Source organism: Streptomyces bugieae (genome assembly GCF_036352915.1).
In the GTDB taxonomy this organism is placed as follows: Bacteria; Actinomycetota; Actinomycetes; order Streptomycetales; family Streptomycetaceae; genus Streptomyces; species Streptomyces endophytica.
The window spans coordinates 94632-118998 of record NZ_JAZBJP010000024.1 but is presented as its reverse complement, the minus strand read 5'-3'; the positions used below and the strand labels follow the sequence as shown (position 1 = coordinate 118998).

Sequence of the window (24367 nt, the reverse complement as noted above, 5' to 3'; positions counted from 1 at the left end):
CCCCCCCCGCGGCGGCTCAAACGGACACCCGCACCCCCCGCCCCACCGGCACCGCCCCCGCCGCCTCCACCGCCCGCCTCCCCGCCGAACCCACCCGCCCCGGCCTCGCCCGCCTGCTGCCCGCCCACACCCCCTACCGCCGGCAACTACGGCGCATCGGCGCCGGCCGCGTCCTGGAAATCGGCTGCGGCGACGGCGACACCCTCGCCGGCTGCACCCCCGGCAGCGTCGGCATCGACCACGACCCCGACGCCGTCGCCCGCTGCCGCACCCGCGGCCTGACCGCCTACACCCCCGACGCCTTCCTCGCCGGCCCGCACGCCCGCCCCGGCGCCTTCGACGCCCTTCTCACCGCCCACGTCCTCCAGCACCTCGACGACGAACAGGCCGAAGAACTCCTCCGCGCCTACGTCCCCTACGTACGGCCCGGCGGCGGCGTCCTCCTCATCACCCCCCAGGAAGCCGGCCACCGCACCGGCCCCCCACCCGTCCGCTTCACCGACTTCACCCTGCTGCGCGCCTTCGCCGCCACCGCCGGCCTCACCGTCCGCCGCACCTACTCCCACCCCCTGCCCCGCCCCGCCGGGATGCTGCTGCGCCCCAACGTGTTCGTCCTGGTGGGGCAGGTACCGCGATAGGGAAGGGCAGGTACCGGGGGGCACGGGCGCCGGCGCACACGAAAACCGGGGCGGGCCGCCCTACGGCAGCCCGCCCCGGCCCCTCGCCGGCGCGGCGGCTAGCGCCCGCCCACCCGCTTCCGGGCCTTCACGAGCGCCCGCGCCACGATCGGCGGCAGCACCTCCCGCGCCACCTTCCGCACCGTCGCCCGCGTCGGAACCGGCGCCCGCCGCCCCGGCCGCACCGCCGGCCCGGACGCCACCGCCACCTCGGGGCGCACCGCACCCGCCGCGGCCGCCGACGGCGCCGCACGGTGCCGCGACACCGGCTGCACCGGCTCCTTCGCACCCTTCGCGCTCAACCGCACCAGCGGCGCCCCGTTCACGTACTGCACCTCGTGCCAGATGTCACCGCGCTCCGCGATCCACCCCACCAGCGCCTTCTGGAGCGGCTCCGGATCACCCCACGTCCCGTAGAACTTCGTGCCCGTGATGCAGATCGGCCGCAGCCCCTCATTGGCGACCGCCTGCCACGTCGCCGCCGCCACCCCCGGACAGTGCTCCGCGCGGTAGTCGTCCAGCACCACCACACCACTGCCGGTCAGCAACTCCCGCACCGCCAGGATGTCCCCGTGCACATGCTCGTACAGATGCGACGCGTCGATGTGCGCGAACCGCACCGAGCCCTTCTCGACGTGCTCGCTGACGATCGAACTCAGCCCCTGCACGATCGTCGGCAACTCGTCGTGGAACGACAGGTAGTTGGCCTCGAAAGCCCGCCGCGTCAGCGACGCGTACGACTTCTTCATCTCCTTGGAGTTCGACGCGTCCTCGGCCGGCGAATCGAAGAGATCGCAGACCGTGAAGCGCTCACCGGCGCCCAGCCGCGCACCGAGGAAAATCGCGCTCTTGCCCATGTACGCGCCCAGTTCGAGCAGATCGCCCGCCTCGGAACGCGCCTGCTGATACGCCAGGAACCAGTCGAACAGCAGCTGATCGGCAGTGAAGAACCAGCCTTTCACCTCGGACAACCGGACAGGGCGCGGGAGTTGCTCGGCACTCTGGTCTGCGGTGGGGGCAGTCATGTGCGGTCCGTCTCCAGACGGTCGGGAACGTAGGCGGAATGCAACAGGCAAAGCGATGTGCGGTGACACATACGGACGCATACGGAGTGTGCAGTTATGAACACGCCCGGCCCCGGTACGGGACGGCGCACGGGCCCCGCCCACGCAGGGGCGGGCACACCCTCGTCCGGCACGGAAAACGCGCCGGCGCCGCTACGCAGTCTCCACGACGGAGCCCCGTCGCACCATGCGTTTCACGGCAGTGACCGACATCGTAGGGGGACGGACATGAACGCGGGATAACAACGGCGCGACCCGTAACCGACCCCGTACCCCGTACGCCGTACCCCGTACGGCACACGGCCCCGGCCCGCCGCGCCCGCCACCCCTCACTTCACCGCGCCCGCCATCACCCCGGACACGAACTGCCGCTGGAACGCGAAGAAAACGATCAACGGCACCACCATCGACAGGAACGCCCCCGGCGCCAGCACATCGATGTTGTTGCCGAACTGCCGCACCTCCTGCTGCAACGCCACCGTGATCGGCGGACTCCCACTGTCCGCGAAGATCAACGCCACCAGCATGTCGTTCCACACCCACAGGAACTGGAAGATCCCCAACGACGCGATCGCCGGACCCCCCAACGGCAACACCACCCGCGTGAACAACCGCAGCTCACCCGCCCCGTCCAGCCGCGCCGCCTCCAACAACTCCCGAGGGATCTCCGCGAAGAAATTCCGCAACAGGAACACCGCGAACGGCAACCCGAACGCCGTGTGGAAAAGAATCACCCCCGCCGTCGTCTCGAACAGCCCCACCGCCCCGAACAACTTCGCCACCGGAATCAGCGCCACCTGCACCGGCACCACCAGCAACCCCACCACCACCAGGAACCAGCCGTCCCGGCCCGCGAAATCCATCCACGCGAACGCATAACCCGCCAGCGCCCCGATCACCACCACCAGCACCGTCGCCGGCACCGTGATCTCCGCCGTCGTCAGCAGCGAACCCATCACCTTGCCGTTCGACAGCAACCGGCCGTAATTGTCGAACGTGATCTGCGCCGGCTCCGCGAACACCCGCCACCAGCCCGACTCACCGATCCGCTGCGGACTGCGCAACGACGACAACAACAACCCCACCGACGGCATCAACCAGAACAACGCCACCAGCACCAGGAACACGCGCACCGCACCACCACCGGTCCGCGCCACCAACCGCGCCGCCAAAGACGGCCGCGCCCGCCCCACCGCACCCGCCCCGCCACCGGCCCGGACGACCCCCTCCACCGCCGTCATCGACGACGCTCCTTCCGTATCCGCCGGAGATTCACCCACATCACCGGCAGCACGAGCAGCAGCAGGAACACCGCGATCGCACTGCCCAGCCCCTCATCGACATCCGTCCCGAACGACGACTGGAACAACTGCAACGCCAGCACATTCGCCGACCGCAGACTCGACCCCGGCGCGATGATGTACACCAGGTCGAAGATCTTCAGCACATTGATCATCAACGTCACCAGCACCACCACCAGCACCGGCGCCAGCAACGGCACCGTGATCCGGCGGAACACCTGCCACTCACCCGCCCCGTCCACCCGCGCCGCCTCCAACAACTCCCGCGGCACCCCCGCCAGCCCCGCCGCGATCAACACCATCGCGAAACCCGCCCACATCCACACATACGCCCCGATGATCGCCGGAGTCACCAACGCCGGCCCCAGCCACTCCACCCCGCCGTACGCCGACGCGAAATTCCCCGCCGGCAACCGCAACCGCGCCCCGTCCGCCGCCCCACCCGGCAACACGAACGTCCCGTCCGCCGCCGTCCGCGCCGACGCCACCACCCGGCCGCCCCGCACCGCCTCCACGGTCACCCCGGCCAGACCCTTCTCCGACCCGTCGACCACATTCGGCCGGCCGCCACCACCCCGGGTGAAATCCAGCCACACCGTCCCCGTCACACTCCCCGGCCGCGCCACCGCACCCGCCGCCGGCCGCGCACCCCGCACATCGTCCTGCTGCACCGCCACCAACGGCAGCATCACCACGGACCCCGCACGCACCACCGACCCCGTACTGAACGCCCCGCCCCCCGACGGCCGCAGCACCCCGTTCGGCCGCGGCCGCGCCCCCGGGAACGGCGCCGGCTCCGCGAACGTGTCATGCACCCCCACCCACACCGCATTGGCCACCCCACGCTCCGGATTCTGGTCGTACACCAGCCGGAAAATGATCCCCGCCGCCAACATCGAAATCGCCATCGGCATGAAAACGACCAGCTTGAACGCCGTACCCCACCGCACCCGCTCCGTCAGCACCGCGAAGATCAACCCCAGCGCCGTCGACACCGTCGGCGCCACCACCACCCACACCACGTTGTTCCGCAACGCGGTACGAATCCCGTCGTCCGCGAACAACGCCCCGTAATTCCCCAGCCCCACGAACCCGTCCCCGGACGCATCGAACAGACTCCGGTACACGGAAAACCCGATGGGATACACCACCAGCGCACCCAACAACACCAACGCCGGCAACAAGAACACGGCAGCCACCCACCGCCGCGTCCCCGTCACACGCCGCCCACCACTGACGGTCGCCGTACTGCCGCTGACTTCCGCGGACCTGCTGCTGCTCATCGTGACAATCCCCCGGCACAGGCGAAACGGCACAGGAAAGAAGGGCAATGGAGCCAAGAGGCACAGAAAAGAGGAAGAGGAAGGAACGGCCGGCGGCAGACACGCCGGCCGCTCAACTCCCCTCACCCACCGAACGACTTGACCGCGTCCCGCTCCAGCCGCGCCTGCGTCCCCGCCACGTCCTTCGGGCTCTTCAGGAAGTCCTGCAAGTCCTTCCACTCACCCTGACCCGGCTTCCCACCGAACGACGCCGGCGCCTGATCCGACATGTCGAAGCGGAAATCATCACCGGCCGCGATCAGCGCCCCCGCGATCCTCCGCATCACCGCGTCCCCGTACGCCGCCCGGTCGAGCGCCCTGTTCGGCGAAATGAACCCACCCGCCTGCGCCCAGATCCGCGCCGCATCCGTCGACGCCAGGAACGTCAGCAGCGCCTGCGCCGCCTTACCGCCCTTCAGCGCCACCGCCACATCCCCGCCCGTCACCACCGGCGACTTCGCACCCACCGCCGGGAACGGGAAAACCTTCGCGTCCGACCCGATCTTCGCCTTCGTCTGCGAAATATTCGCCGCCGCGAAATCCGCCGACGACACCATCGCCGCCTTCGGCGCGTCACCACCGCTGAACGTCTGCGTCACCGACGTCGGGAAATCCGTCTGCAACGCCCCCGCATTACCACCCGCCAGCAGATCCTTGCGCCCGAAAAGCTGACCGAGCGTGGACAGCGCCTGCTTCACCGAGGCATCCGTCCAGGCGATCCGGTGCCGCGCCAGCTGGTCGTACTTCTCCGGCCCGGCCTGCGAAAGATAGATGTTCTCGAACCAGTCGGTCAGCGTCCAGCCGTCCGACCCGCCCACCGAGACCGGCTGCACCCCCGACTCGGAAATCGTCCGCGCCGCCTTCAGGAACTCCGCCCAGGTCTTCGGCTCCTTCACACCGGCGTTCCCGAACGCCTGCGCGTTGTACCACACCAGCGACTTGTTACTGGCCTTGAAATACACCCCGTACTCGGTGCCCTTATGAGCCCCGAGGTCCCGCCACCCCTTGCTGTAATTCTTCGCCAACTGCGCCTTGGCCTCCGGCCCCAGTGGCTTCAGCCAGCCCTTCCCGGCGAACTCGTTGAGCACCCCGACCTGCTGCAGCATCGCCACGTCCGGCGGCCCACCCCCGGCGATCTTCGACCCGATGAATCCGGCCATGTCATCGCCGCTGGGCACGAAATCCACCTTCGCCCCGGTGCGCTTCTCGAACTCGTCCAGCACCTTGACGAAGTTCTCCCGCTCCGCCCCCGTCCACACCGCGGTCACCTGCAGCCGCTGCCCCGCCAACTTGGGCAACCGCACCGTCACGGCATTCCGCTCGCCCCCGTCGCCCCCACCCCCCTCACCCTTCTTCCCGCCGCCCCCACCACTCCCACAACCGGCCACCCCCACCGCCAGCACCACGCCCACCACAACGCCGGCCGCCCCCCGCCGCCGCCAACCCATCCCTCGACTCCTCATCCCCAAACCCCCAATTCCCTCAATGCCGCCCATACCTGCAACCTGCGCCGCACGGTGATGCGCGGTCCGCGCCGCGCGGTGACGGCGGACCGCTACGAATCGCCGACTCGCTTGATGACTGGATCGCTTGATCGCTTGATCGCTGGCTCAGTGGATCGCTGGCTTACTGGCTTACTGGCTTACTGGCTTACTGGCTCGCTGGATTGCTCGGTTCCGTAGCCGGTTCTGCGACCGATGCTGTGACCTGCCGCGGCCCTTCACACGCGGCTCCCAGGGGGCCGCCGTAGTGCTCCTGCGGTGGTACGAGGTGCGATGGTGCGAGGTGCAATGGTGCGAGGTACTGCTTGCGAGGCACTGCCGTGGCGGTGCAAGTGCGGTGGTACGTAACGCGGTGGTACGTAACGCGGTGGTACGTAACGCCTTGGTATGTAACTGCGTTCCTGCTTTCCTGCGATCTGCCGCGCCCGTGCCCTCTGTCCCTCTGCCCGTGCTCTGTGACCTGCCGATGCTGCCGATGCCGTGCTGGCGCGGCGCGGTTCGGGGTGACCCTGACGCCACGGTGCGCCGCTGTGCGCCGCCGTCGCGCGGCTACCGGCCGCCCCGCACCGCCTCGGCCGGCGTCCAGCCCGGCACGCCGCACCGCCTCAGCCGGCGCCGAGCCCGACACGGCGTGCGACAGGTCTACGCCCCACCCCCGGCCTCCGCAATACCGCGTCCAGCGCCAACTCACCTTTCGTAATGGTGCTGTTACGGCCACTCCAAACCCCGATGCGACGCGGAGGGTGCGCTTGCACCAGCGTTGCGATGCGGAGGATGCGCTTACACCAGCGGTGCGACGCGGAGGGTGCGCTTACACCAGCGGTGCCGCGGGCGGTGCCCCCGAGGACTGGGCGGCTCGCTGGAGCGCGCTGGCGAGCAGGGCGAGGTCCGTCGGGCCGTTGCCGAGTTCGCGCAGCGGGCGGCGGGCCGGCGGATCGCCCATCCGCTGCCACTCCAGCGGGACGACCGTCGGCCGGAGCGTGGACGTACGGGGTATCCGGCCGGTCACCCGGCCGGCCTGGAACGGCGTGGCGGAGCCGTCCGCCGCGCGGAGGAGCCGTCCGCGGCCGACCGGGGCGGGCTCGGACGCGCCGTCGGGTGTGCCCAACTCGACGCGGAGTGCGGCGAGTTCGCTGGTCGCGGTGTCGGCCGTGCGGTCCGGGTGGCCGGTCGCGGCTATGAGGTGGACGCCGAGCGCCGCCCCGTCCCGGGCCACCGCCTCCAGTGCGCGCACCACGGAGCCGGCGGCCGGGCGGCCGGGGCTGCCGAGCGCCGGGGCGACCAGAGCGTCGAAGTCGTCGACCAGGATGAAGAGGCGCGGCATCGGGGCCGTGGGGTCGGGCGGGGTGGGCAGGGCGGCGGGGGTGGCGTCGGGGTCGGGCTCGGGGGTGGCTGGGGTGGCGTCGGGGTCGGGCTCGGGGGTGGCTGGGGTGGGTGTCGGGGCTCCGGGGCGGGAGCGGAGGCGGAGGGTGCCCGTGCTCGCCAGGGTGCCGGTGTCGGAGGGGTCCGCCGCCGCTGTGCCGCCTCCTTCGTTACGGCAACGATTACGGAGCGTGATTAGTTCCTGCTCTCCGTGATGATTTCCGTACGGTGTGTAGTCGGCGGTCCCGGAGGGCCGGGAGGGGTTGGGGGCAGCGTTGGGGGAGGTGTTGTCACGCTGGGCGCCGGGCTCGGGGGTGCGGCTCGTCGGCGGGGCGTCGTACCTCTCGGCGTTCGTCTCACCGTAGGTACGGCCTTGCGGCGCGGTGGCCGCGGAACCTTGCGCACCGCCCCCTTGTGCACCGCTGCTTGGCGCGCCGGCACCTTGTGCACCCTGCGCAGCCCGGGCCTCGCCCGTACGGCCTTCTCCCGTACGGCCTTCGATGGTGCGGCCTTCTCCCGTACGGCCTTCAGTGGTGCGGCGGGGGGCGATGACGCGGGGGGCCGGGAGGTGTGTGGTGCGCCATTCGGTGAAGGGGGTGCCGGACAGTATTTCGGTGCGGCGTTTGAGTTCGGAGGAGAGGGCCTGGGCGAACTCGCGCATGCGGACCGGGTCGGAAGCGGCGAGGTACGTCGTGACGTGCGGCAGGTCCGTACATACCCGCAGGCCCTCGCCGCGGTCGGTGCCGCCGCCGTCCACCAGCACCAGGGACAGCAGGTCGGGGCGGTCGGCGGCGGCGAGGGAGGCCGCCAGGGACCGGAGGAGTTCGGTTTTGCCGCCGGCGGCGGGGCCCTGGACGAGGAGGGGGGCGCCCTCGGCGGCCAGGTCGGCGCACACCGGTCCGTGCGGCCCGGCGCCCAGTACGGCGGTGGCGCCCGGCCGGTCGGTGTCCAGGGCGGCGGCCCAGCGGGCCATCAGGGAGGCGGGGGTGGCGCGGGCCAGCCCGAGTTCGTCCAGGAGCCGGGCCGTCGCGGGCAGCGGGACGGCCGCGCGGGGCGTCGCGCGGCCGCCGCCGGCCGTGGTCTCGGCCTCGCGCAGCGGCGCCAGGGCCCGGGCGAACCGCTCGGCCCAGGCGGCGGAGACCGCGTCGACCGTGGCGATCGTGCCGTTCGGCCCGGAACCGGGCTGGACGACGCGCACCGCGGTGGCCACGTCGCCGCTGAGGACGGCCACCGCGCCGCACTCCCCGAAGGCCGGCGACGCGGCCCGGGCCGCCTCGTACGTGGCGGCGAGGGGGAAGGCGGGGGAGGCGGCCGGGGTCTCGGCCAGGCAGAGGAGATGGACGCCGGCGGCCGCGCCGGCCGTGGCCAGCCGCGCGGTGGTCTCGCGCAGTGCGGACGAGCCGGGGTCGCCGTCGACGATCAGGAGGGTGAACGGTCCCTGGTGGCGGGCGGCGGCCAGGGCGATCTCGGCGCGTTCGGCGCTGGCCCAGCCGGGGCCCAGCGGGCAGTCGTCGAGCCGTCGTACGAGTTCGGCGGTGCGGGCGGTGGCCTGTTCCTTGTCGTAGGCGAGCAGTAGCCGGCAGTCCTGGCCGTGGGCCGGGCGGAGGTGCGGCAGCCAGCCGAGCCAGGACCAGTCCGCGACCCGTTCCTCGGTGGTGCGGGCCCGGTCGGTGCTGATCAGCACGATGTCCAGGGTGGCGGGGGAGTGCAGGGCGGCGAGCTGGGCGATGGCGGAACGGGCGAGTCCGGCGAGGCGGGCGCGCGGCCCGGCCAGGCCGAGGGAACCGGCCCGGCGCAGCCCGATGGTGACGGGCAGGGCGGTGCGGCCGCCGTCGCGGCCGGCCGTGCCGAGCCGGACGGTGAGGGTGTCGGGGTGGTCCGGGCCGCGCTCCCAGAGCCGGGGGCCCGGGCCCAGCGCGGTGAGCAGGACGGCGGCGGCGTCCGGCCACCGTTCGTCCGGGGCGGTCCCGGAGGCGGCCGGGGACGTCGCTCCGTCACCGGGCGGCGCCACGGGGGCGGCCTGGGGTGCGCCGGACGCCGGGAGGCCCGATGCCGGGAGGTCGTCGTAGGGCCCTTCCGTGGTGGGCCGGCCGCCGGTCAGCCGGCGTGCCCAGGCGCCGATCCCGCCGCGGCGGCCGCTTCTGCGGGGCGCGATGCCGTAACGTGCCGCGGCCTCCGCGGCGGCGTCCTCGGCGGGTGCCAGGCTCTGCTGTCCGCCGTGGGTGCGGTCCTCGCTGCGGATGCCGTGGGTTCGGTCCGGGGCGCCGGCGGTCGAGGCGCCGTCCGGGTGCCCGGGGGCCGGATGCTCGCCGTACGGATACTCGTGGCCCTGTGGGGCGAGGTGCGCGCGGTCCGGATGCGCGCGGCCGGGGTGTTCGCCGTGCGGGTGCCCGTGGATGCCGGGTCCGGCTCCCAGGCCCGGGCCGTGGCCCAGTCCATGAGCGGTGGCGGCGTCCGGGTGCGACGGCCCGGCCGGGGTGCCGCGCAGCGGGGTGTCGCGCCGGCCGGCCGGGTCCGGTGACCAGTCCGTACCGGGAGCGGGTACGGGGGCGGCCGGTCCCGGGGCCATCGCCGGGGGGTATCCGGAAGCCGGTGCCGGTGCCGGTGCACCGAGCGCCCCGGCCACCTCGGCCCCACCAGCCCCACCAGCTCCGCCAGTCCCACCAACTCGGCCGGCCCCGCCGCCTTCACGACCTTCCGCGACCCTCGCGTACCCGCCCCCCGCCCCCGTGGAGATGCGCAGCCGGCCCTCGCCGTCGGGGGTGGCCTCCAGGGCGGGGTCCGGGGTGGTGGGGGCGGACTGCAGGCGGAGGGTGGATTCGCCGATGCGCAGCAGGGCGCCGGCTGGGAGCGGGGCGGGCAGGTCGCCGAGGCCGGTGCCGTCGACGGCGGTGCCGTTCGTGGAGCGCAGGTCGGCGACGTGGACCGAGCCGTCCGGTTCGACGGTCACGGCGCAGTGCAGCCGGGAGACGTCCGGGTCGTCGAGGGGGACGTCGGCGTCGGCGGAGCGGCCGATGCGGATCTGGCCGCCGTGCAGCAGGTGGACGCCGCCGGCGTCGGGTCCGGAGATGACGCGCAGCCGGGCGGTGCCGTGCGGCAGGCCGTGTGCCGGGGCGGGGCCGGGGCCCTGGAGGGAGAGCACCGCGCCGTCGATCAGGGGCGGTTCGCCGAGCGCGGCGCGCTGCGGGTCGAGGCGTTCGGTGCCGGCGTAGAGCACGACCGGGCCGCTGCCGCCGCCCGCGCCGGTGTCCGCGCCCGGGCCCGCGACGGATGCCGCGAGGGAGCCGGCCACCGCCGCCAGCGCGGTCCCGGCGGGGGCCGTCACGAGCACGTCGCAGGCCCGTGTGGTGGGGCCGCTGCGCGGCCCGAGGACGGTCAGCCGGATCTGCATCGCCGTCAACGGTCCCTTCTGCCGGGGGCCGGCAGGGGCCGTTCGCTCCCCCGCCCGCCCGGGCACGTCGGCACGGACAAGTCCCAGGTGCACGTCGCGACAAAGGCCGCGCGCCCCCACCGCATCGTGCTGGGTGCATCCTCGCACCTGCGACTGACAACACGCCCGCCGGCCGCCACTCCGTGATCTTGTTTTGTCGTGTCCGGACGAAAAAATGCCTGGTTGCGGGCCGTGGTCGGGCAGATTCGGAACGTCGTGATCAGCTCCGAATCGTCCCCGTCCGGGAGGTGCGCCGGTCCGCGCGCGGCGGCGGGCGGCGCGCAACCATCCGCCCGGAACGTGCGTCTTCCCACGAGCCCGGACCGCCGGACCGAAAAGCTTGTGCGACGGCGTGGCGGGCCGCAGGCCCTACAGTGGATCGGACGGACCGCGCGACGGTGACCATGACCGGACGGCGCGGAGCCGAACGGCCGGTCCGGTGGGCCGGCAGGAGATCCACCACGACCAGGGAGCGCATGACGTGCGGCCGGTAGGCAGCAAGTACCTGCTTGAGGAGCCGCTGGGACGCGGCGCCACGGGCACCGTCTGGCGTGCCCGCCAGCGGGAGACGGCGGGCGCCGAGGCCGCCGTGGCGGGAGAGCCCGGTGAGACGGTCGCGATCAAGGTCCTCAAGGAGGAGCTCGCGCACGACGCCGACGTGGTGATGCGCTTCCTGCGCGAGCGCTCCGTCCTGCTGCGGCTCACCCACCCGAACATCGTCCGCACCCGCGACCTCGTCGTGGAGGGCGACCTGCTCGCGCTGGTCATGGACCTGGTCGACGGGCCGGACCTGCACCGCTATCTGCGCGACAACGGCCCCTTCAGCCCGGTGGCGGCCGCCCTGCTCACCGCCCAGATCGCCGACGCGCTGGCCGCCAGCCACGCGGACGGCGTGGTCCACCGCGACCTGAAGCCGGCGAACGTCCTGCTCGCCGGGTCCGACGGCAGCGGCGAGATGCACCCGATGCTGACCGACTTCGGCATCGCCCGGCTCGCCGACTCCCCGGGCCTGACCCGCACCCACGAATTCGTCGGGACCCCCGCCTATGTGGCGCCGGAGTCCGCCGAGGGCCGCCCGCAGACCTCCGCGGTGGACATCTACGGCGCCGGCATCCTCCTGTACGAGCTGGTGACCGGCCGCCCGCCGTTCGCCGGATCGACGGCCCTGGAGGTGCTGCACCGGCACCTGAGCGAGGAGCCGCGCCGCCCCTCCACGCTCCCCGAGCCGCTGTGGACCGTCATAGAGCGCTGTCTGCGCAAGCGCCCCGAGGAGCGGCCCAGCGCCGAGAACCTCGCCCGTGCGCTGCGTACCGTCGCCACCGGCATCGGCGTGCACGCCACCCCGGCCGCGGCCGAGGCCGCGCTGGGCGTCGCCGCGCTGCTCGCCCCGGACCCGGCGCCCGCGACCGTCCCCGGCACCGACGGCGGCCAGGGGGGCGGCGACGCCGACCCCACCCAGGTCCTCCCGTCCGGCGCGGGGTCGTACGACCCGGCCGCGGCGACCAGCGTGCTGCCCTCGACGGGCGCCCCGGGAGTCCCGGGCGGCCAGGGCGCCGATCCGACCCGTGCGATGCCGCCGGTGCCGCCCATGCCGACCGGCGCGCCGGCCGCGGGTGCGCAAGCGCCCGACGGGCCCCATCCGTGGGAGTCCCAGATGCGCGCCGCCCGGGACCGCAACGAGCAGACGCAGGTCCAGTACCTGGACCCGAACGAGGACCCGCTGCGCCGCCGTCCGCAGCGCCGCCCGGCCGCACCCCAGCAGCAGCCGCAGCAGCCCCCGTACCGCCAGCCGGCCCCCGCGCCGTACGCGCAGGCGCCGCAGGCCCCGCAGCGCCGCCAGGAGCCGCCGCCGCAGCGGTACGAGCCGCAGCGGCCGCCCGCCCCGGAGCCCCGGCCGCGGCGCGAGCCCCGTCAGCGCAGCGCCAACCCGATGCGGATCCCCGGCCTGGGCTGCCTCAAGGGCTGCCTGGTCACGCTGATACTGCTGTTCGTGGCCGCGTGGCTGATCTGGGAGCTCACCCCGCTCCAGGAGTGGATCGGCACGACCCGCGGCTTCTTCGCGCAGATCGGGCACGTGTACAACCAGGTCGAGCGCTTCGTGAACAAGCTCAGCGGCTGATGCCGGCCGCCCCGGACCGCCGGTCCCGGGGCGGCTCAGTGGATTTGTCGACTTCCGGCGGGCAATTTCGCTCTCAGAAGTGAAGGTTGCCGCCTTCCGGGGCACGGAACCCGGTGGCATCCGCGTAGCTTTGACGCCAACCTCAGCCCCCGCAGGACGCTCGGGGGCCCGACACGTCGGAGCAGTTTTGGCACGGAAGATCGGCAGCCGGTACACCGCCCACCAGATCCTGGGGCGCGGCAGTGCCGGCACGGTATGGCTGGGCGAGGGGCCCGAAGGGGCCGTGGCCATCAAGCTGTTGCGTGAGGACCTCGCTTCCGACCAGGAGCTCGTCGGCCGCTTCGTGCAGGAGCGGGCGGCGCTGCTGGGCCTTGCGGACCCGCATGTCGTCGGCGTCCGCGACCTGGTCGTCGACGGCAACGACCTGGCGCTGGTGATGGACCTGGTGCGCGGCACCGACCTGCGCACCCGTCTGGAGCGCGAGCGCCGGCTGGCCCCGGAGGCCGCCGTCGCGATCGTCGCGGACGTCGCCGACGGGCTCGCCGCCGCGCACGCCGCACGGATCGTGCACCGCGACGTCAAGCCCGAGAACGTCCTGCTGGACATGCAGGGGCCGCTCGGCCCCGGTGGCGCGCACCCCGCGCTGCTCACCGACTTCGGCATCGCCCGGCTCGTCGACTCGCCGCGCCGGACCCTCTCCCAAGGCCCCGCGGCCCAGGGGAGGAGCCACGCCACCAGGGTCATCGGCACCCCCGACTACCTCGCCCCGGAGATCATCGAGGGCCTGCCGCCGCGCGCCTCGGTGGACATCTACGCCCTGGCGACCGTCCTGTACGAGCTGCTCGCCGGGTTCACGCCCTTCGGGGGCGGCCACCCCGGGGCCGTACTGCGCCGGCACGTCACCGAGAGCGTGGCGCCGCTGCCCGGCATTCCCGACGAGCTGTGGCAGCTGCTGCTGCAGTGCCTGGCCAAGGCCCCGGCGTCCCGGCTGCGCGCCGCGGAGCTGGCCGCCCGGCTGCGGGAGCTGCTGCCGGGGCTGGCCGGGATGCCGCCGCTGGACATCGACGAGCCGGAGAGCGACGGCCCGGACGACGAGCCGGACGGCGCGTCCCCGGGGACCCGTGAGGAACCGTTCTACCCGTCGGCGGGCGAGACCGTCCCGCAGCGCGGCGCGGTCCCCCTGGTGCCGGGCTCCGCGCCGGACTCCAACCGGGAGACGCACACCAGCATGCGGGTGCCCGGCCCCGACGAGCTGGCCGGCGGCGCCCACGGCACCGCCCGGGCCCCGCGGGCGGCCGGGGAGCGCCGGGCCGGCTCGGCGCGGCACCGGGGCTCCGCGGAGGCGGTGCGCCGCCGCCGGATCAAGCTGGGTGCGGCCGCCGCCGTGGTGGTCGTGGCGGCCGGTCTGGGCGGCTGGCTGGCCTCCGGGGACGACGACGGCGGCGAGGCCCCGCCGGGCGTGCACCAGTCGGAGCAGGAGACCCCCTGACGCGGGCCCCAAGGCGGCTTTCGGCCCGGCCCCGGCAGGCCCGTCCTGCCGGGGCCGGGTCAGGTTCGCCGTGGTAGCCGTTAGGCTGGGTGCGTGGCAGTCGTCGATGTATCCGAAGAGCTGAAGTCCCTCTCCTCGACCATGGGGTCGATCGAGGCCGTCCTGGACCTCGACAAGATGAGGGCCGACATCGCCGTGCTTGAGGAACAAGCGGCGGCGCCGTCCCTGTGGGACGACCCCGAGAGCGCCCAGAAGGTCACCAGCCAGCTGTCCTACCTCCAGGGCCAGCTGCGCCGCGCCGAGGAGCTGCGGGGCCGGGTCGACGACCTCGAGGTGCTCTTCGAGCTGGCCGAGGCCGAGGGCGACGAGGACGCCCGCGCCGAGGCCGAGGGCGAGCTGGCCGACGTCCGCAAGGCCGTGGAGGAGCTGGAGGTCCGCACCCTCCTCTCCGGCGAGTACGACTCCCGTGAGGCAGTCGTCAACATCCGCGCCGAGGCCGGTGGCGTGGACGCCGCCGACTTCGCCGAGAAGCTCCAGCGGATGTACCTGCGCTGGGCCGAGCGGCACGGCTACAAGACCGAGCTCTACGAGACCTCGTACGCGGAAGAGGCCGGCATCAAGTCGACCACCTTCGCGGTCAACGTCCCGTACGCCTACGGCACGCTCTCCGTCGAGCAGGGCACGCACCGCCTGGTGCGCATCTCGCCGTTCGACAACCAGGGCCGCCGCCAGACGTCGTTCGCCGGCGTCGAGGTGCTGCCCGTCGTCGAGCAGACCGACCACATCGAGATCGACGAGTCCGACCTGCGGGTGGACGTGTACCGCTCCTCGGGCCCCGGCGGCCAGGGCGTGAACACCACCGACTCCGCGGTCCGGCTGACGCACCTCCCGACCGGCATCGTCGTCTCCTGCCAGAACGAGCGCTCGCAGATCCAGAACAAGGCGACCGCGATGAACGTCCTCCAGGCCAAGCTCCTCGAGCGCCGCCGCCAGGAGGAGCAGGCCAAGATGGACGCGCTCAAGGGCGACGGCGGCAACTCCTGGGGCAACCAGATGCGTTCGTACGTCCTGCACCCCTACCAGATGGTCAAGGACCTGCGGACCGAGTTCGAGGTCGGCAACCCGCAGGCCGTGCTGGACGGCGACATCGACGGCTTCCTGGAGGCCGGAATCCGCTGGCGCAAGCAGCAGGAGAAGTAGCCCGACGGCCCCGCGCACGGGCCTTCTGACACCGGAACAACTGCCTCCGTCACGGAGGCAGTTGTTTTTGCTGTGGCGGTTTGGTCACAGTCGTATGTCCATGTACCGCCCAACTCTCAGCAATTCGGGCAACGGGCCTTTATTCGACCTTGACGATACCGGCCGTACTGGGAAGGCTGAGCGCGGCATGCGTATGTTCCGGGGCGCGTGCAGTAACGGGGAGATGAGTGGCCAGTCGGCATCCGTGGCCGGAACTCGCCTACCCCCAGCGCTGGTCGCCCCGTGCAGCGGTGCACCCATGACGAGTTCAGCTACTGGGGGTAGCAGTACATGACGAAGAAGACGCGGCTGCGCGTGGCGCGCATTGCAGCTGGTGCGGTGATCGCGGCCGGTGCGTCGCTCACCGCCGCCGGCGCCGCTTCCGCCGCCAGCCCGGGTGAGACCGGCGGCTCCGACGGCGGGATCATCGGCGGCATCATCGGCGGGATCATCGGTGGCGGCGACTCCGGTGGCGACACCGGCGGCGACTCCGGTGGCGACAACGGTGGTCAGGTCGGCGGCTCGGACGACGGCGGCCAGATCGGCGGCGAGATCGGCGGCTCGGACGACGGCGGTCAGGCCGGCGGCGAGATCGGCGGCTCGGACGACGGCGGCACCGACGACGGTGGTCAGGCCGGCGGCCAGGACGGTGGCCAGAACGGCGGCCAGGACGGTGGCCAGAACGGCGGCCAGGACGGTGGCCAGAACGGCGGCCAGGCGGGCGGTCAGAACGGCGGTCAGAACGGCGGCCAGGCCGGCGGTCAGAACGGCGGCCAGGACGGTGGCCAGAACGGCGGCCAGAACGGCGGCAACAACGGCGGCCAGGACGGCGGCAACAACGGTGGCGGCCACAGCGGCGGCCAGAACGGTGGCGGCAACAACGGCGGTGGGAACAACGGCGGTGGCAACACCGGCGGCGACTCCACCGGCACCGGCACCGACAACGAGGGCTCCAAGCCGGTCGAGCAGCCCGGCAAGGGCAAGGAGCAGATCGCTGACACGCCCGGCCAGGCCAAGCAGCAGGCGAAGGGCGGGGAGCTGGCCGAGACCGGTTCCTCCGGCACCACCTTCCTGCTGATCGGCGCGGCCACGATGATCGCGGGCGGTGTCGGCTTCCGTATGCTGCCCCGTCTGATCAACAAGAACGGCGGCGGCGCGGCAGCGGCCTGACGCTGACGCGGCACCACAAGGGTCCGGGACGCACACGCGTCCCGGGCCCTCGGCGTATTTCCGGCCGCCGCATCTCCCCGGCCACTGCATTCCATCTGCCGCCCGTCACCGGGCGAATGCTGTCGTAAGCACTACGTAACGGAAGGTGGCCCGCTCAAGCCGTCACCCGGCCACCGGGCCGGCTTCGGCGAGCGCCGTCAGACGGTCTGGTGCAGCAGCAGGCCCACCGCGAGCAGCAGGACCATCAAAGCCACCAGCATCGCCGGGCTGAGCTGGGCGAACACGCCGCCTGCCTGCTGCTGGAGCCGTTCCCTGCTGGCCCGGCACACGGGGCAGCGGCCCTCACTGACAGGGGCCGCGCAGTTGGCGCACACCAGTCGGTCGTACGTCATGCGACCTCCTTCTCCACTGCACCAACGCCCCGGAGGGTGCATTGGTTCCCTCTTCCACTGTGCCAGCTCCTCGGCGGAACGGCGCGCGCCCCGGGATTGTGCGCCCTTTTGTCCCTGTAGGTGCCGTGAAGAACCGCACCAACCCCCCACGCCGACTGCACCGCCGCGCGAGGTTCGCGTATGGTCACGCACACCGACGGGAGCCGCAACTCGGCAGCCCGTGCCCCTATCCAGGTCGACCGTGGTGCATCAGTGATCCGATTCGACAACGTCTCCAAGACCTACCCGAAGCAGAACCGTCCTGCACTCAGGGACGTCTCGCTCGAGATCGAGCGCGGCGAGTTCGTCTTCCTGGTGGGCTCCTCGGGCTCCGGCAAGTCCACCTTCCTGCGGCTGCTGCTGCGCGAGGAGCGGGCCAGTCATGGCCATGTGCACGTGCTCGGCAAGGACCTCGCCAAGCTCTCCAACTGGAAGGTCCCGCAGATGCGGCGCCAGGTGGGCACGGTCTTCCAGGACTTCCGGCTGCTCCCCAACAAGACCGTCGGGGAGAACGTCGCCTTCGCCCTGGAGGTCATCGGCAAACCGCGCGGCCAGATCCGCAAGACGGTCCCCGAGGTCCTCGAACTCGTCGGCCTCGGCGGCAAAGAGGACCGCATGCCGGGCGAGCTCTCCGGTGGTGAGCAGCAGCGCGTCGCCATCGCGCGGGCCTTCGTCAACCGTCCGCTGCTGCTCATCGCGGACGAGCCCACCGGCAACCTCGACCCGCAGACCTCGGTCGGCATCATGAAGCTGCTGGACCGGATCAACCGGACCGGAACCACGGTGGTCATGGCCACCCACGACCAGCAGATCGTCGACCAGATGCGCAAGCGGGTCATGGAACTCGAAAAGGGCCGTCTCGTACGCGACCAGTCGCGCGGCGTGTACGGCTACCAGCACTAAGCGTGTACGGCCCCCAGTACTGAAAGGACGCCATGCGCGCCCAGTTCGTCCTGTCGGAGATCGGCGTCGGTCTCCGCCGAAACCTCACGATGACCTTCGCCGTCATCGTCTCCGTAGCCCTCTCGCTCGGCCTGTTCGGCGCCTCGCTGCTGATGCGCGACCAGGTCAGCACCATGAAGGGCTACTGGTACGACAAGGTCAACGTCTCCATCTTCTTCTGCAACAAGAACGACGCCGAGACCGGCGCCAACTGCGCCAAGGGCGCGGCCACCCAACAGCAGAAGGACGACATCAAGGCCGAGCTGAACCGGCTGCCGATCGTGCAGAGCGTGCAGTACGAGTCCAGCGACCAGGCCTACAAGCACTACAAGGAGCAGTTCGGCGACACCCCCGTCGCCGGCCTGGTGACGCCCGACCAGCTTCCCGAGTCGTTCCGCGTCAAGCTGAAGGACCCCACGAAGTTCAAGGTCATCAAGTCGGCGTTCTCCGAGCGGCCCGGTGTCCAGGAGGTGCAGGACCAACGCGACACCGTCGAGCCGCTGTTCAACCTCCTCAACGGCATGAACATCGCCGCGCTGTGCGTGATGGGACTGATGCTCGTCGTTGCGCTGATGCTGATCGTCAACACCGTGCGGGTGTCGGCGTTCAGCCGCCGGCGGGAGACCGGCATCATGCGGCTCGTGGGGGCGTCCAGCTTCTACATCCAGATGCCGTTCATCCTGGAGGCCGCCATCGCGGGCCTGCTGGGCGCCGCGTTCGCCTGTGTGCTGATCGTCGGCGGCAAGTACCTCCTCGTCAACAACTGGCTGGCGAAGAAGATCCAGGTGATCAACTTCATCGGCTGGGACTCGGTGGCGGCGGTGCTCCCGCTGGTCCTCCTGATCGGGCTGCTGATGCCCGCGCTCGCCGCGTTCTTCGCGCTGCGCAAGTACCTCAAGGTGTGAGCTTTGCCAAGGGGCGCCGTACGGTCAACTCGCCGTACGGCGCCCTTTCGTCCCCTAGACTCACCGGCATGTCGGGCCCGTGTTCGTACGACCGGCCCCGCCGCTACCGCCGCGGGGCGGCCCTGACGTTGTTCCTCGCCGGGGTGCTCGCCACCGGCGCGGTGACCGGCACCTGGAGCGACGAGGCCGAAGGCGCGGTGGGCCACGGCATCCCGAAGCGCGCGGCGTCCGGCGCGCGCCCCCCGGAGGCCGCCACCGCCGACCGCGCGGCCGTCGAGCGGGCCGCCACCGAAGCCATCGAGGACGGCAAGTCCGGTTCGCAGGCAGCCGCCGAGGTCGTCAGCCGTAGTGGCGACCGCTGGTCGACGATCTACACCGAGGGCGAGTTCGAGGACTTCCAGCAGCAGTTGGACGGCGCCTACGTCGGCGTCGGCCTGTGGGTACGGCAGCTCGCCGGCGGCCGCACCGAGGTCTCCCGGGTGCAGCCCGGCGGCCCCGCCGCCCGCGCCGGCATCGCCGTCCACGACCGGCTGCGCGCCATCGACGGCCGGACCACCCAGGGACAGCCGGTCACCGAGACCGTCGCCCGGCTCCGCGGCAACGCCCCGAACGGCTCCCGTACGCCCGCCGCCGGCGCCGGTACTCCGGTACGCCTCGACCTCCAGCGCGGCACCCGGCGGTGGAGCCTCACCCTGCACCGCATCCGGCTGCGCACCCGCAACGTCACCGTCGACCGGCCGGCAGGGCCGCACGGCCCCACCCGCGTCAAGATCACCTCGTTCGCCAGGGGCACCGGCGCCGCGGTCCGCCGCGCCGTCCGGGGCGCCTCCCCGCACGGCGGCGTGCTGCTCGACCTGCGCGGCAATACGGGCGGCCTGGTCACCGAGTCCGTCGCCACCGCCTCCGCCTTCCTCGACGGCGGCCTGGTCGCCACCTACGACGTACAGGGCAGCCAGCGCGCCCTGTACGCCCGGCGCGGCGGGAACACCCGCCTGCCGCTCGTCGTCCTCGTCGACGGCGGCACGATGAGCGCCGCCGAACTGCTGGCCGGCGCCCTCCAGGACCGCGGCCGGGCCATCGTGGTGGGCTCCCCGACCTTCGGCAAGGGCTCGGTGCAGATGCCCAGCCGGCTGCCCGACGGCTCGGTGGCCGAGCTCACCGTCGGCCACTACCGCACGCCCTCCGGCCGGACCGTCGACGACGCCGGGCTCACCCCCGACCTGGTCGTCGAGGACCATGCCGAGCGCCGGGCCCGCACGGTATTGAGTGGCCTCGGGACCGGCACGTAGTGCGAAAATGGCCGCACTATGGCTAAGCAAAAGGGCAAGGACAAGGATCCCGGGCGCAAGCTCGTGGCGCAGCACAAGAAGGCGCGGCACGACTACCACATTCTGGACACCTATGAGTGCGGGTTGGTATTGACCGGCACCGAGGTGAAGTCGCTGCGTCAGGGCCGGGCGTCGCTGGTCGACGGATTCGTCCAGATCGACGGCAACGAGGCCTGGCTGCACAACGTACACATCCCGGAATACGCCCAGGGAACCTGGACGAATCACTCCGCCCGGCGCAAGCGGAAGCTGCTGATGCACCGCTTCGAGATCGACAAGCTGGAGTCCAAGAGCCAGGAGACCGGCCACACGATCGTGCCGCTGGCCCTGTATTTCAAGGACGGCCGGGCCAAGGTCGAGATCGCGCTGGCTAAGGGCAAGAAGGAGTACGACAAGCGGCAGACCCTCCGCGAGCAGCAGGACCGCCGCGAGGCCGACCGCGCGATGTCGGCGGCCCGCCGCCGTCAGCGCGCCTGACCATGGCCGGCCGACGGGCGGGCACGCCGCGAGCGGCCCGGGCCTGCGGGCGGGAGCGAGCCCGGCATCCGGCCGGTGGGCCCGTGCGGGCGGGGCGTGGACGGTTCCGGCCGGGCGGCGGCCCGCGGAATACGCTGGCAACCTCAGGCGTTGTTCACGTACGATGGCTCCGCATCCCACGGAGGGTGCGGGAACCGCAGGCGTCATGGTGTAGGCGCCGGGGTCCGTCTTGATAAATCAACATGGGGATGATCGGTTTCGACAGCGGATGTCGAAGCAGGGGAAGCGAGTCGAGGAAGCGGCCATGATCTCGTAAACCACAGGCCGAAACCAATAATCGCCAACACCAAGCGCGATTCCTTCGCCCTCGCTGCCTAAGTAGCGACTTGCGAAGTGTCAGCCCGGGGCTGTTCCCGACCCGGATCCTGGCATCAGCTAGGGGACTAAACTTCTGAACCCGGTCACGGGGTGCAGAAGGAAATCAAACAGTGACTGAGCCCGTCGGAGACTTGTTCGCGTGATCTCCGGGGCTGAGAAAATCGCAGCGAACTGCACTCGGAGAAGCCCTGTTTCCGCACCGTTGGACGCGGGTTCGATTCCCGCCATCTCCACTCATCCCATGTGAAGCAGCTGCCCCGGCGAGTTCCCGCCGGGGCAGCTGCTTTTTGTTTCCTCTCCACCCTCGCCTCTTCTCCTTCCCTTCTCTCCACTCTTCTCTCCTCTTCTCTCCTCTGTGCTCCGCGCTCGCTTCCGTCGCTTTCCCGCCCTTCGGGTTTCCCTCGCGCACTCAACCCTCGGTATGACAACCCCTGGGTTGATGTGCATCCACCCCGACTCCGTCACGCTGAGTGCATGAAGACGTCACAGTATGCAACCTCAGCCCAGCTCCCGGTCTCCGATGGCGGAAGAAGCGACGGACGACGGGGTGGCGACGGCGGTCGGCAGGGCAAGGATCACGGCCAGCCCGGCGGCCACCGCCGGAACCCCGTACGCGACCCCCGCCCCCGCCACGTGGTCCACGACCCAGCCCCCCGCCGCCGAGCCGGCCGCGATACCACCCAGCAGAGCCGTCACGGCGAGCGTCATCCCCTCATTCAACTGAGCCGCCGGAGTGCGGGATTGGATCAGTCCCATCCCGGTGACCATGGTCGGCGCGGTGGCCATCCCGGCGGCCAGCAGTGCGGCGGCCAGCGCCCCCGGGCGCCCGGTCGACGCCGCGAGGAGGGGCAGCAGCATCAGCACGGCCATCGTGCCCACGCACACCAGGAACCGCCGCCCGCTCCGGCCCGCCGGACGCAGCACGCCGTAGAGCAGCCCCGCCGCGCACGACCCGGCTGCTTGGAGGGCCAGCAGCCCGCCCGCGGCGGACCGCATCCCGAGGCCGTCGGCGTAGGCCAAGGTCACGACCTCCATCGATCCGAAGATCGCGCCGGTGCACAGGAACGTGCCGAGCAGAGGGGGAATGCCCCGCCGCCGCAGCGGAGAGCGGACCCCGCCGGCACGGGCGGCCGCCCGCCCGGCCGCCGGTGGCTCCGTGCGGCGCTGGGCCGCGAAGAGCAGCACCCCGCTCAGCAGCAGGGTCGCGCCCACCGCCGTGCCCGCCTCGGGTGCGACCGCCGTGCAGAGCAGCGTCGCGAGCACCGGCCCGAGCATGAAACACAGCTCGTCCGCGGCCTGTTCGAAGGAGTTGGCGGTGTGCCGGGCAGCCGGGTCGTCGCGGAAGAGGTGTGCCCAGCGGGCACGGGACATCCCTCCGGTGTTGGGGGTGGTGGCGGTCGCGGCGTACGAGACGAACAACGCCCAGTCGGGCGCACCGAAGCGGACGCACAGCAGCAGCGACAGCGACCCGAGCACCGCGAGCGCGGTGGCGGGCACGGCGACCCGGGCCTGGCCGTGGCGGTCGACCATCCGGGCGGTCCATGGCCCGACCAGCGCGGTCGCCGCCAGTCCGGTTGCGGTGACGGCCCCGGCCAGCGCATAGGAGCCACGCGAGCCGCTGATCATCAGGACGGCGCTGACGCTGAGCATGCCCATGGGCAGACGAGCCAGCAGATTGGCGGCGGTGAACGCCCGGGCGCCGGGGACGGCAAAGATCCGCCGGTAAGGAGCGAAGAGCCGAAAGCGCCGGGGACGCCGACGCGGAACCGGCCGTACGGGCGGAGCGGTCACCGGACGAGCAGCAAGGAAAAGGATCACGCTCTTACGATCCCGGCCCCTTCCCTCGCCCGTCCAACACCTGATCAGAGCCCATTCACGCACTCACGATGTAGATCGGGAGCCGGGAGCCGGGAGCCGGGAGTCGGAGGAGGGGGACGGGAGTCGGGGGAGGGGGACGGGAGTCGGGAGTTGGGAGGAGGTGGATGGGTTGGCAGGAGGAGGTGGATGGGGTCGACAGGAGGAGGAAAAGGCAAGGCCGCACCGGCTGACGAGTCCCATGAGTCGGCGGGGGGACGCCGAGGCTCCGGGAATACGGTGGCCGAGGGCAGGGGGAGCGCTGCAAGGATGACCCGATGCCGTTCGATATCGATCCGCGACTGCTCCGGGCGTTCACCGCTGTAGCCGAGGAACTGCACTTCACCCGCGCCGCGGCCCGGCTCTACGTGGCCCAGCAGGCCCTGAGCCGTGACATCCGGCGACTGGAGCGGGAGGTGGGCACGGCACTCTTCGTACGGACGACCCGCCAGGTCGCCCTCACGGCCGACGGCGAGCGGCTACTGCCGTACGCCCGCCGGGTGTTGAGCGCCCACGAGGACCTGGCGGCGGCCTTCCGGCCGGTTCCCGAGCGGCCGCTGCTGGTCGATGTCGGGGTGCCGATCGGTACCGCGCACCGGGTGCTGGAGGACGCCAGGGAGCGTGTGCCGGACAGCTGTGAGCTGGTGGCCCGCTTCCACAGCGGGCTGACGGGGGCGGCGGCCGAGCTGGCGGCCGGGCGGCTCGATGTCTCCTTCGGGCGCTACGCGGGCCTGCCACCCGCCGTCCGGTCCGGTCTGGCACACCAGCCGGTCCGTCTGGAGCCGATGGCTGTGCTGCTGCGGGAGGACCATCCCCTGGCGGCGCGGCCCGAGGTTCCGCTCGCGGAGCTGGTCGGCGAGACGCTCTATGCGGCGGCCGGGAATCCGCAGACCGAGGAGTGGACGGAGCTGGCGGCCCGGCTGTTCGCGGGGCGGGGTATCGCGATGGCCGAGCCGTTCCCGGAGATCGAGGGCTCGCGGGAGTTCGTACGCGTGGTGCGGAAACGGGGGTGGTCGGTACTGGCGAGCGTGGAGTTCATCGACGTACCGGGGATGGTGCTGCGCCCGGTCGTGGACCCCGTACCCCTGTCACCCCTCTCAATGGTGTGGCGCCGCGACCTGCACCACCCCGGCCTGACCGCCCTGCGCGCTGCGGTACACGAACTGGCAAGGAAAAACGAATGGTTGACGGTACCGGAGGACGCCTGGCTCCCTCGGGAGGATGCCGCCGCGATGGGTGTGAGTGTGGGTGAGGGAGAGGGGGAGGGGGAGGGGGAGGGCGTGCGGGGGCGGTAGGGGGAGACGTGTCGCGTCCCCGCGTACACGTCGCGCCCGCGCACACGTCGCGCTCGCGGTCGCGTTCATCTGCCAGTAGCGG

General features: G+C 72.1%; 17 protein-coding genes and 1 other RNA gene. 11 read left to right on the top strand and 7 right to left on the bottom strand.

The annotated features are described in order from the left end of the window. On the top strand, positions 1 to 638 hold a 638-nt coding region (locus V2J85_RS28750; RefSeq protein WP_330823148.1), incomplete at its 5' end, for a class I SAM-dependent methyltransferase. Between the two features lie 98 nt (positions 639 to 736). Here the strand turns inward: V2J85_RS28750 and V2J85_RS28745 are convergent. From V2J85_RS28745 to V2J85_RS28725, 5 genes are all read right to left on the bottom strand, one after another. Next, on the bottom strand, positions 737 to 1702 hold the full coding sequence (locus V2J85_RS28745) for a class I SAM-dependent methyltransferase (RefSeq protein WP_261951160.1): 966 nt from the start codon (positions 1700 to 1702) through the stop codon (positions 737 to 739). Positions 1703 to 2070: 368 nt separating this feature from the next. Continuing rightward, positions 2071 to 2982: a carbohydrate ABC transporter permease gene (locus V2J85_RS28740; RefSeq protein ID WP_330823147.1), complete on the bottom strand. Its 912-nt coding sequence runs from the start codon at positions 2980 to 2982 to the stop codon at positions 2071 to 2073. Then, positions 2979 to 4325, bottom strand: a complete 1347-nt coding sequence (locus V2J85_RS28735) for a carbohydrate ABC transporter permease (RefSeq protein WP_330823153.1) — start codon at positions 4323 to 4325, stop codon at positions 2979 to 2981. The genes V2J85_RS28740 and V2J85_RS28735 overlap by 4 nt, the downstream gene beginning before the upstream one ends. A 122-nt stretch (positions 4326 to 4447) precedes the next feature. Then, on the bottom strand, positions 4448 to 5812 hold the full coding sequence (locus V2J85_RS28730) for an ABC transporter substrate-binding protein (protein WP_419836842.1): 1365 nt from the start codon (positions 5810 to 5812) through the stop codon (positions 4448 to 4450). Positions 5813 to 6677: 865 nt separating this feature from the next. Beyond that, positions 6678 to 10619, bottom strand: coding sequence for an FHA domain-containing protein (locus V2J85_RS28725; protein WP_330823151.1), 3942 nt, complete (start codon positions 10617 to 10619; stop codon positions 6678 to 6680). A 520-nt stretch (positions 10620 to 11139) separates the two neighbouring features. Between V2J85_RS28725 and V2J85_RS28720 the strand changes: the two genes are divergently transcribed. From V2J85_RS28720 to V2J85_RS28705, 4 genes are all read left to right on the top strand, one after another. Beyond that, a complete protein-coding gene (locus V2J85_RS28720; protein ID WP_261951163.1) occupies positions 11140 to 12777 on the top strand; it encodes a serine/threonine-protein kinase in 1638 nt (545 codons plus the stop codon). Positions 12778 to 12964: 187 nt separating this feature from the next. After that, positions 12965 to 14266: a serine/threonine-protein kinase gene (locus V2J85_RS28715; protein ID WP_261951164.1), complete on the top strand. Its 1302-nt coding sequence runs from the start codon at positions 12965 to 12967 to the stop codon at positions 14264 to 14266. Positions 14267 to 14359: 93 nt separating this feature from the next. Next, positions 14360 to 15466, top strand: coding sequence for a peptide chain release factor 2 (prfB, locus tag V2J85_RS28710; protein WP_261951165.1), 1107 nt, complete (start codon positions 14360 to 14362; stop codon positions 15464 to 15466). Positions 15467 to 15796: 330 nt separating this feature from the next. Then, positions 15797 to 16675 (top strand): hypothetical protein, encoded by an 879-nt coding sequence (locus V2J85_RS28705; protein ID WP_330823146.1) that lies wholly within the window; start codon positions 15797 to 15799, stop codon positions 16673 to 16675. Positions 16676 to 16872: 197 nt separating this feature from the next. On the opposite strand, the gene V2J85_RS28700 is transcribed toward V2J85_RS28705, so the two are convergent. Then, the gene (locus V2J85_RS28700; RefSeq protein ID WP_261951167.1) at positions 16873 to 17067 is read right to left on the bottom strand and encodes a hypothetical protein; all 195 of its coding nucleotides are present in this window, start codon (positions 17065 to 17067) and stop codon (positions 16873 to 16875) included. A gap of 252 nt (positions 17068 to 17319) precedes the next feature. Between V2J85_RS28700 and ftsE the strand changes: the two genes are divergently transcribed. From ftsE to ssrA, 5 genes are all read left to right on the top strand, one after another. Beyond that, entirely contained in the window at positions 17320 to 18009 is a 690-nt protein-coding gene (gene ftsE / locus V2J85_RS28695; protein ID WP_261951168.1) for a cell division ATP-binding protein FtsE, read from the top strand. A gap of 32 nt (positions 18010 to 18041) precedes the next feature. Then, positions 18042 to 18953: a permease-like cell division protein FtsX gene (gene ftsX, locus V2J85_RS28690; protein ID WP_330823145.1), complete on the top strand. Its 912-nt coding sequence runs from the start codon at positions 18042 to 18044 to the stop codon at positions 18951 to 18953. Positions 18954 to 19021: 68 nt separating this feature from the next. Then, the gene (locus V2J85_RS28685; protein WP_330823144.1) at positions 19022 to 20242 is read left to right on the top strand and encodes a S41 family peptidase; all 1221 of its coding nucleotides are present in this window, start codon (positions 19022 to 19024) and stop codon (positions 20240 to 20242) included. An 18-nt stretch (positions 20243 to 20260) separates the two neighbouring features. Beyond that, positions 20261 to 20758, top strand: a complete 498-nt coding sequence (gene smpB, locus V2J85_RS28680) for an SsrA-binding protein SmpB (protein WP_261951171.1) — start codon at positions 20261 to 20263, stop codon at positions 20756 to 20758. 244 nt (positions 20759 to 21002) lie between these two features. Further along, positions 21003 to 21372, top strand: a transfer-messenger RNA (tmRNA) gene (gene ssrA / locus V2J85_RS28675). Positions 21373 to 21634: 262 nt separating this feature from the next. On the opposite strand, the gene V2J85_RS28670 is transcribed toward ssrA, so the two are convergent. Continuing rightward, the gene (locus tag V2J85_RS28670; RefSeq protein ID WP_330823143.1) at positions 21635 to 22954 is read right to left on the bottom strand and encodes an MFS transporter; all 1320 of its coding nucleotides are present in this window, start codon (positions 22952 to 22954) and stop codon (positions 21635 to 21637) included. A gap of 314 nt (positions 22955 to 23268) precedes the next feature. Between V2J85_RS28670 and V2J85_RS28665 the strand changes: the two genes are divergently transcribed. Beyond that, positions 23269 to 24285, top strand: coding sequence for a LysR family transcriptional regulator (locus V2J85_RS28665; protein ID WP_330823142.1), 1017 nt, complete (start codon positions 23269 to 23271; stop codon positions 24283 to 24285). Positions 24286 to 24367: the final 82 nt, after the last annotated feature.

Bases quoted from the DNA above. Each gene is read 5' to 3' on its own strand.
- V2J85_RS28745 (WP_261951160.1), bottom strand. From the start codon at position 1,702: ATGACTGCCCCCACCGCAGACCAGAGTGCCGAGCAACTCCCGCGCCCT.
- V2J85_RS28740 (WP_330823147.1), bottom strand. From the start codon at position 2,982: ATGACGGCGGTGGAGGGGGTCGTCCGGGCCGGTGGCGGGGCGGGTGCG.
- V2J85_RS28735 (WP_330823153.1), bottom strand. From the start codon at position 4,325: ATGAGCAGCAGCAGGTCCGCGGAAGTCAGCGGCAGTACGGCGACCGTC.
- V2J85_RS28730 (WP_419836842.1), bottom strand. From the start codon at position 5,812: ATGGGTTGGCGGCGGCGGGGGGCGGCCGGCGTTGTGGTGGGCGTGGTG.
- V2J85_RS28725 (WP_330823151.1), bottom strand. From the start codon at position 10,619: ATGCAGATCCGGCTGACCGTCCTCGGGCCGCGCAGCGGCCCCACCACA.
- V2J85_RS28705 (WP_330823146.1), top strand. From the start codon at position 15,797: ATGACGAAGAAGACGCGGCTGCGCGTGGCGCGCATTGCAGCTGGTGCG.
- V2J85_RS28700 (WP_261951167.1), bottom strand. From the start codon at position 17,067: ATGACGTACGACCGACTGGTGTGCGCCAACTGCGCGGCCCCTGTCAGT.
- ftsX (WP_330823145.1), top strand. From the start codon at position 18,042: ATGCGCGCCCAGTTCGTCCTGTCGGAGATCGGCGTCGGTCTCCGCCGA.
- V2J85_RS28685 (WP_330823144.1), top strand. From the start codon at position 19,022: ATGTCGGGCCCGTGTTCGTACGACCGGCCCCGCCGCTACCGCCGCGGG.
- smpB (WP_261951171.1), top strand. From the start codon at position 20,261: ATGGCTAAGCAAAAGGGCAAGGACAAGGATCCCGGGCGCAAGCTCGTG.
- V2J85_RS28665 (WP_330823142.1), top strand. From the start codon at position 23,269: ATGCCGTTCGATATCGATCCGCGACTGCTCCGGGCGTTCACCGCTGTA.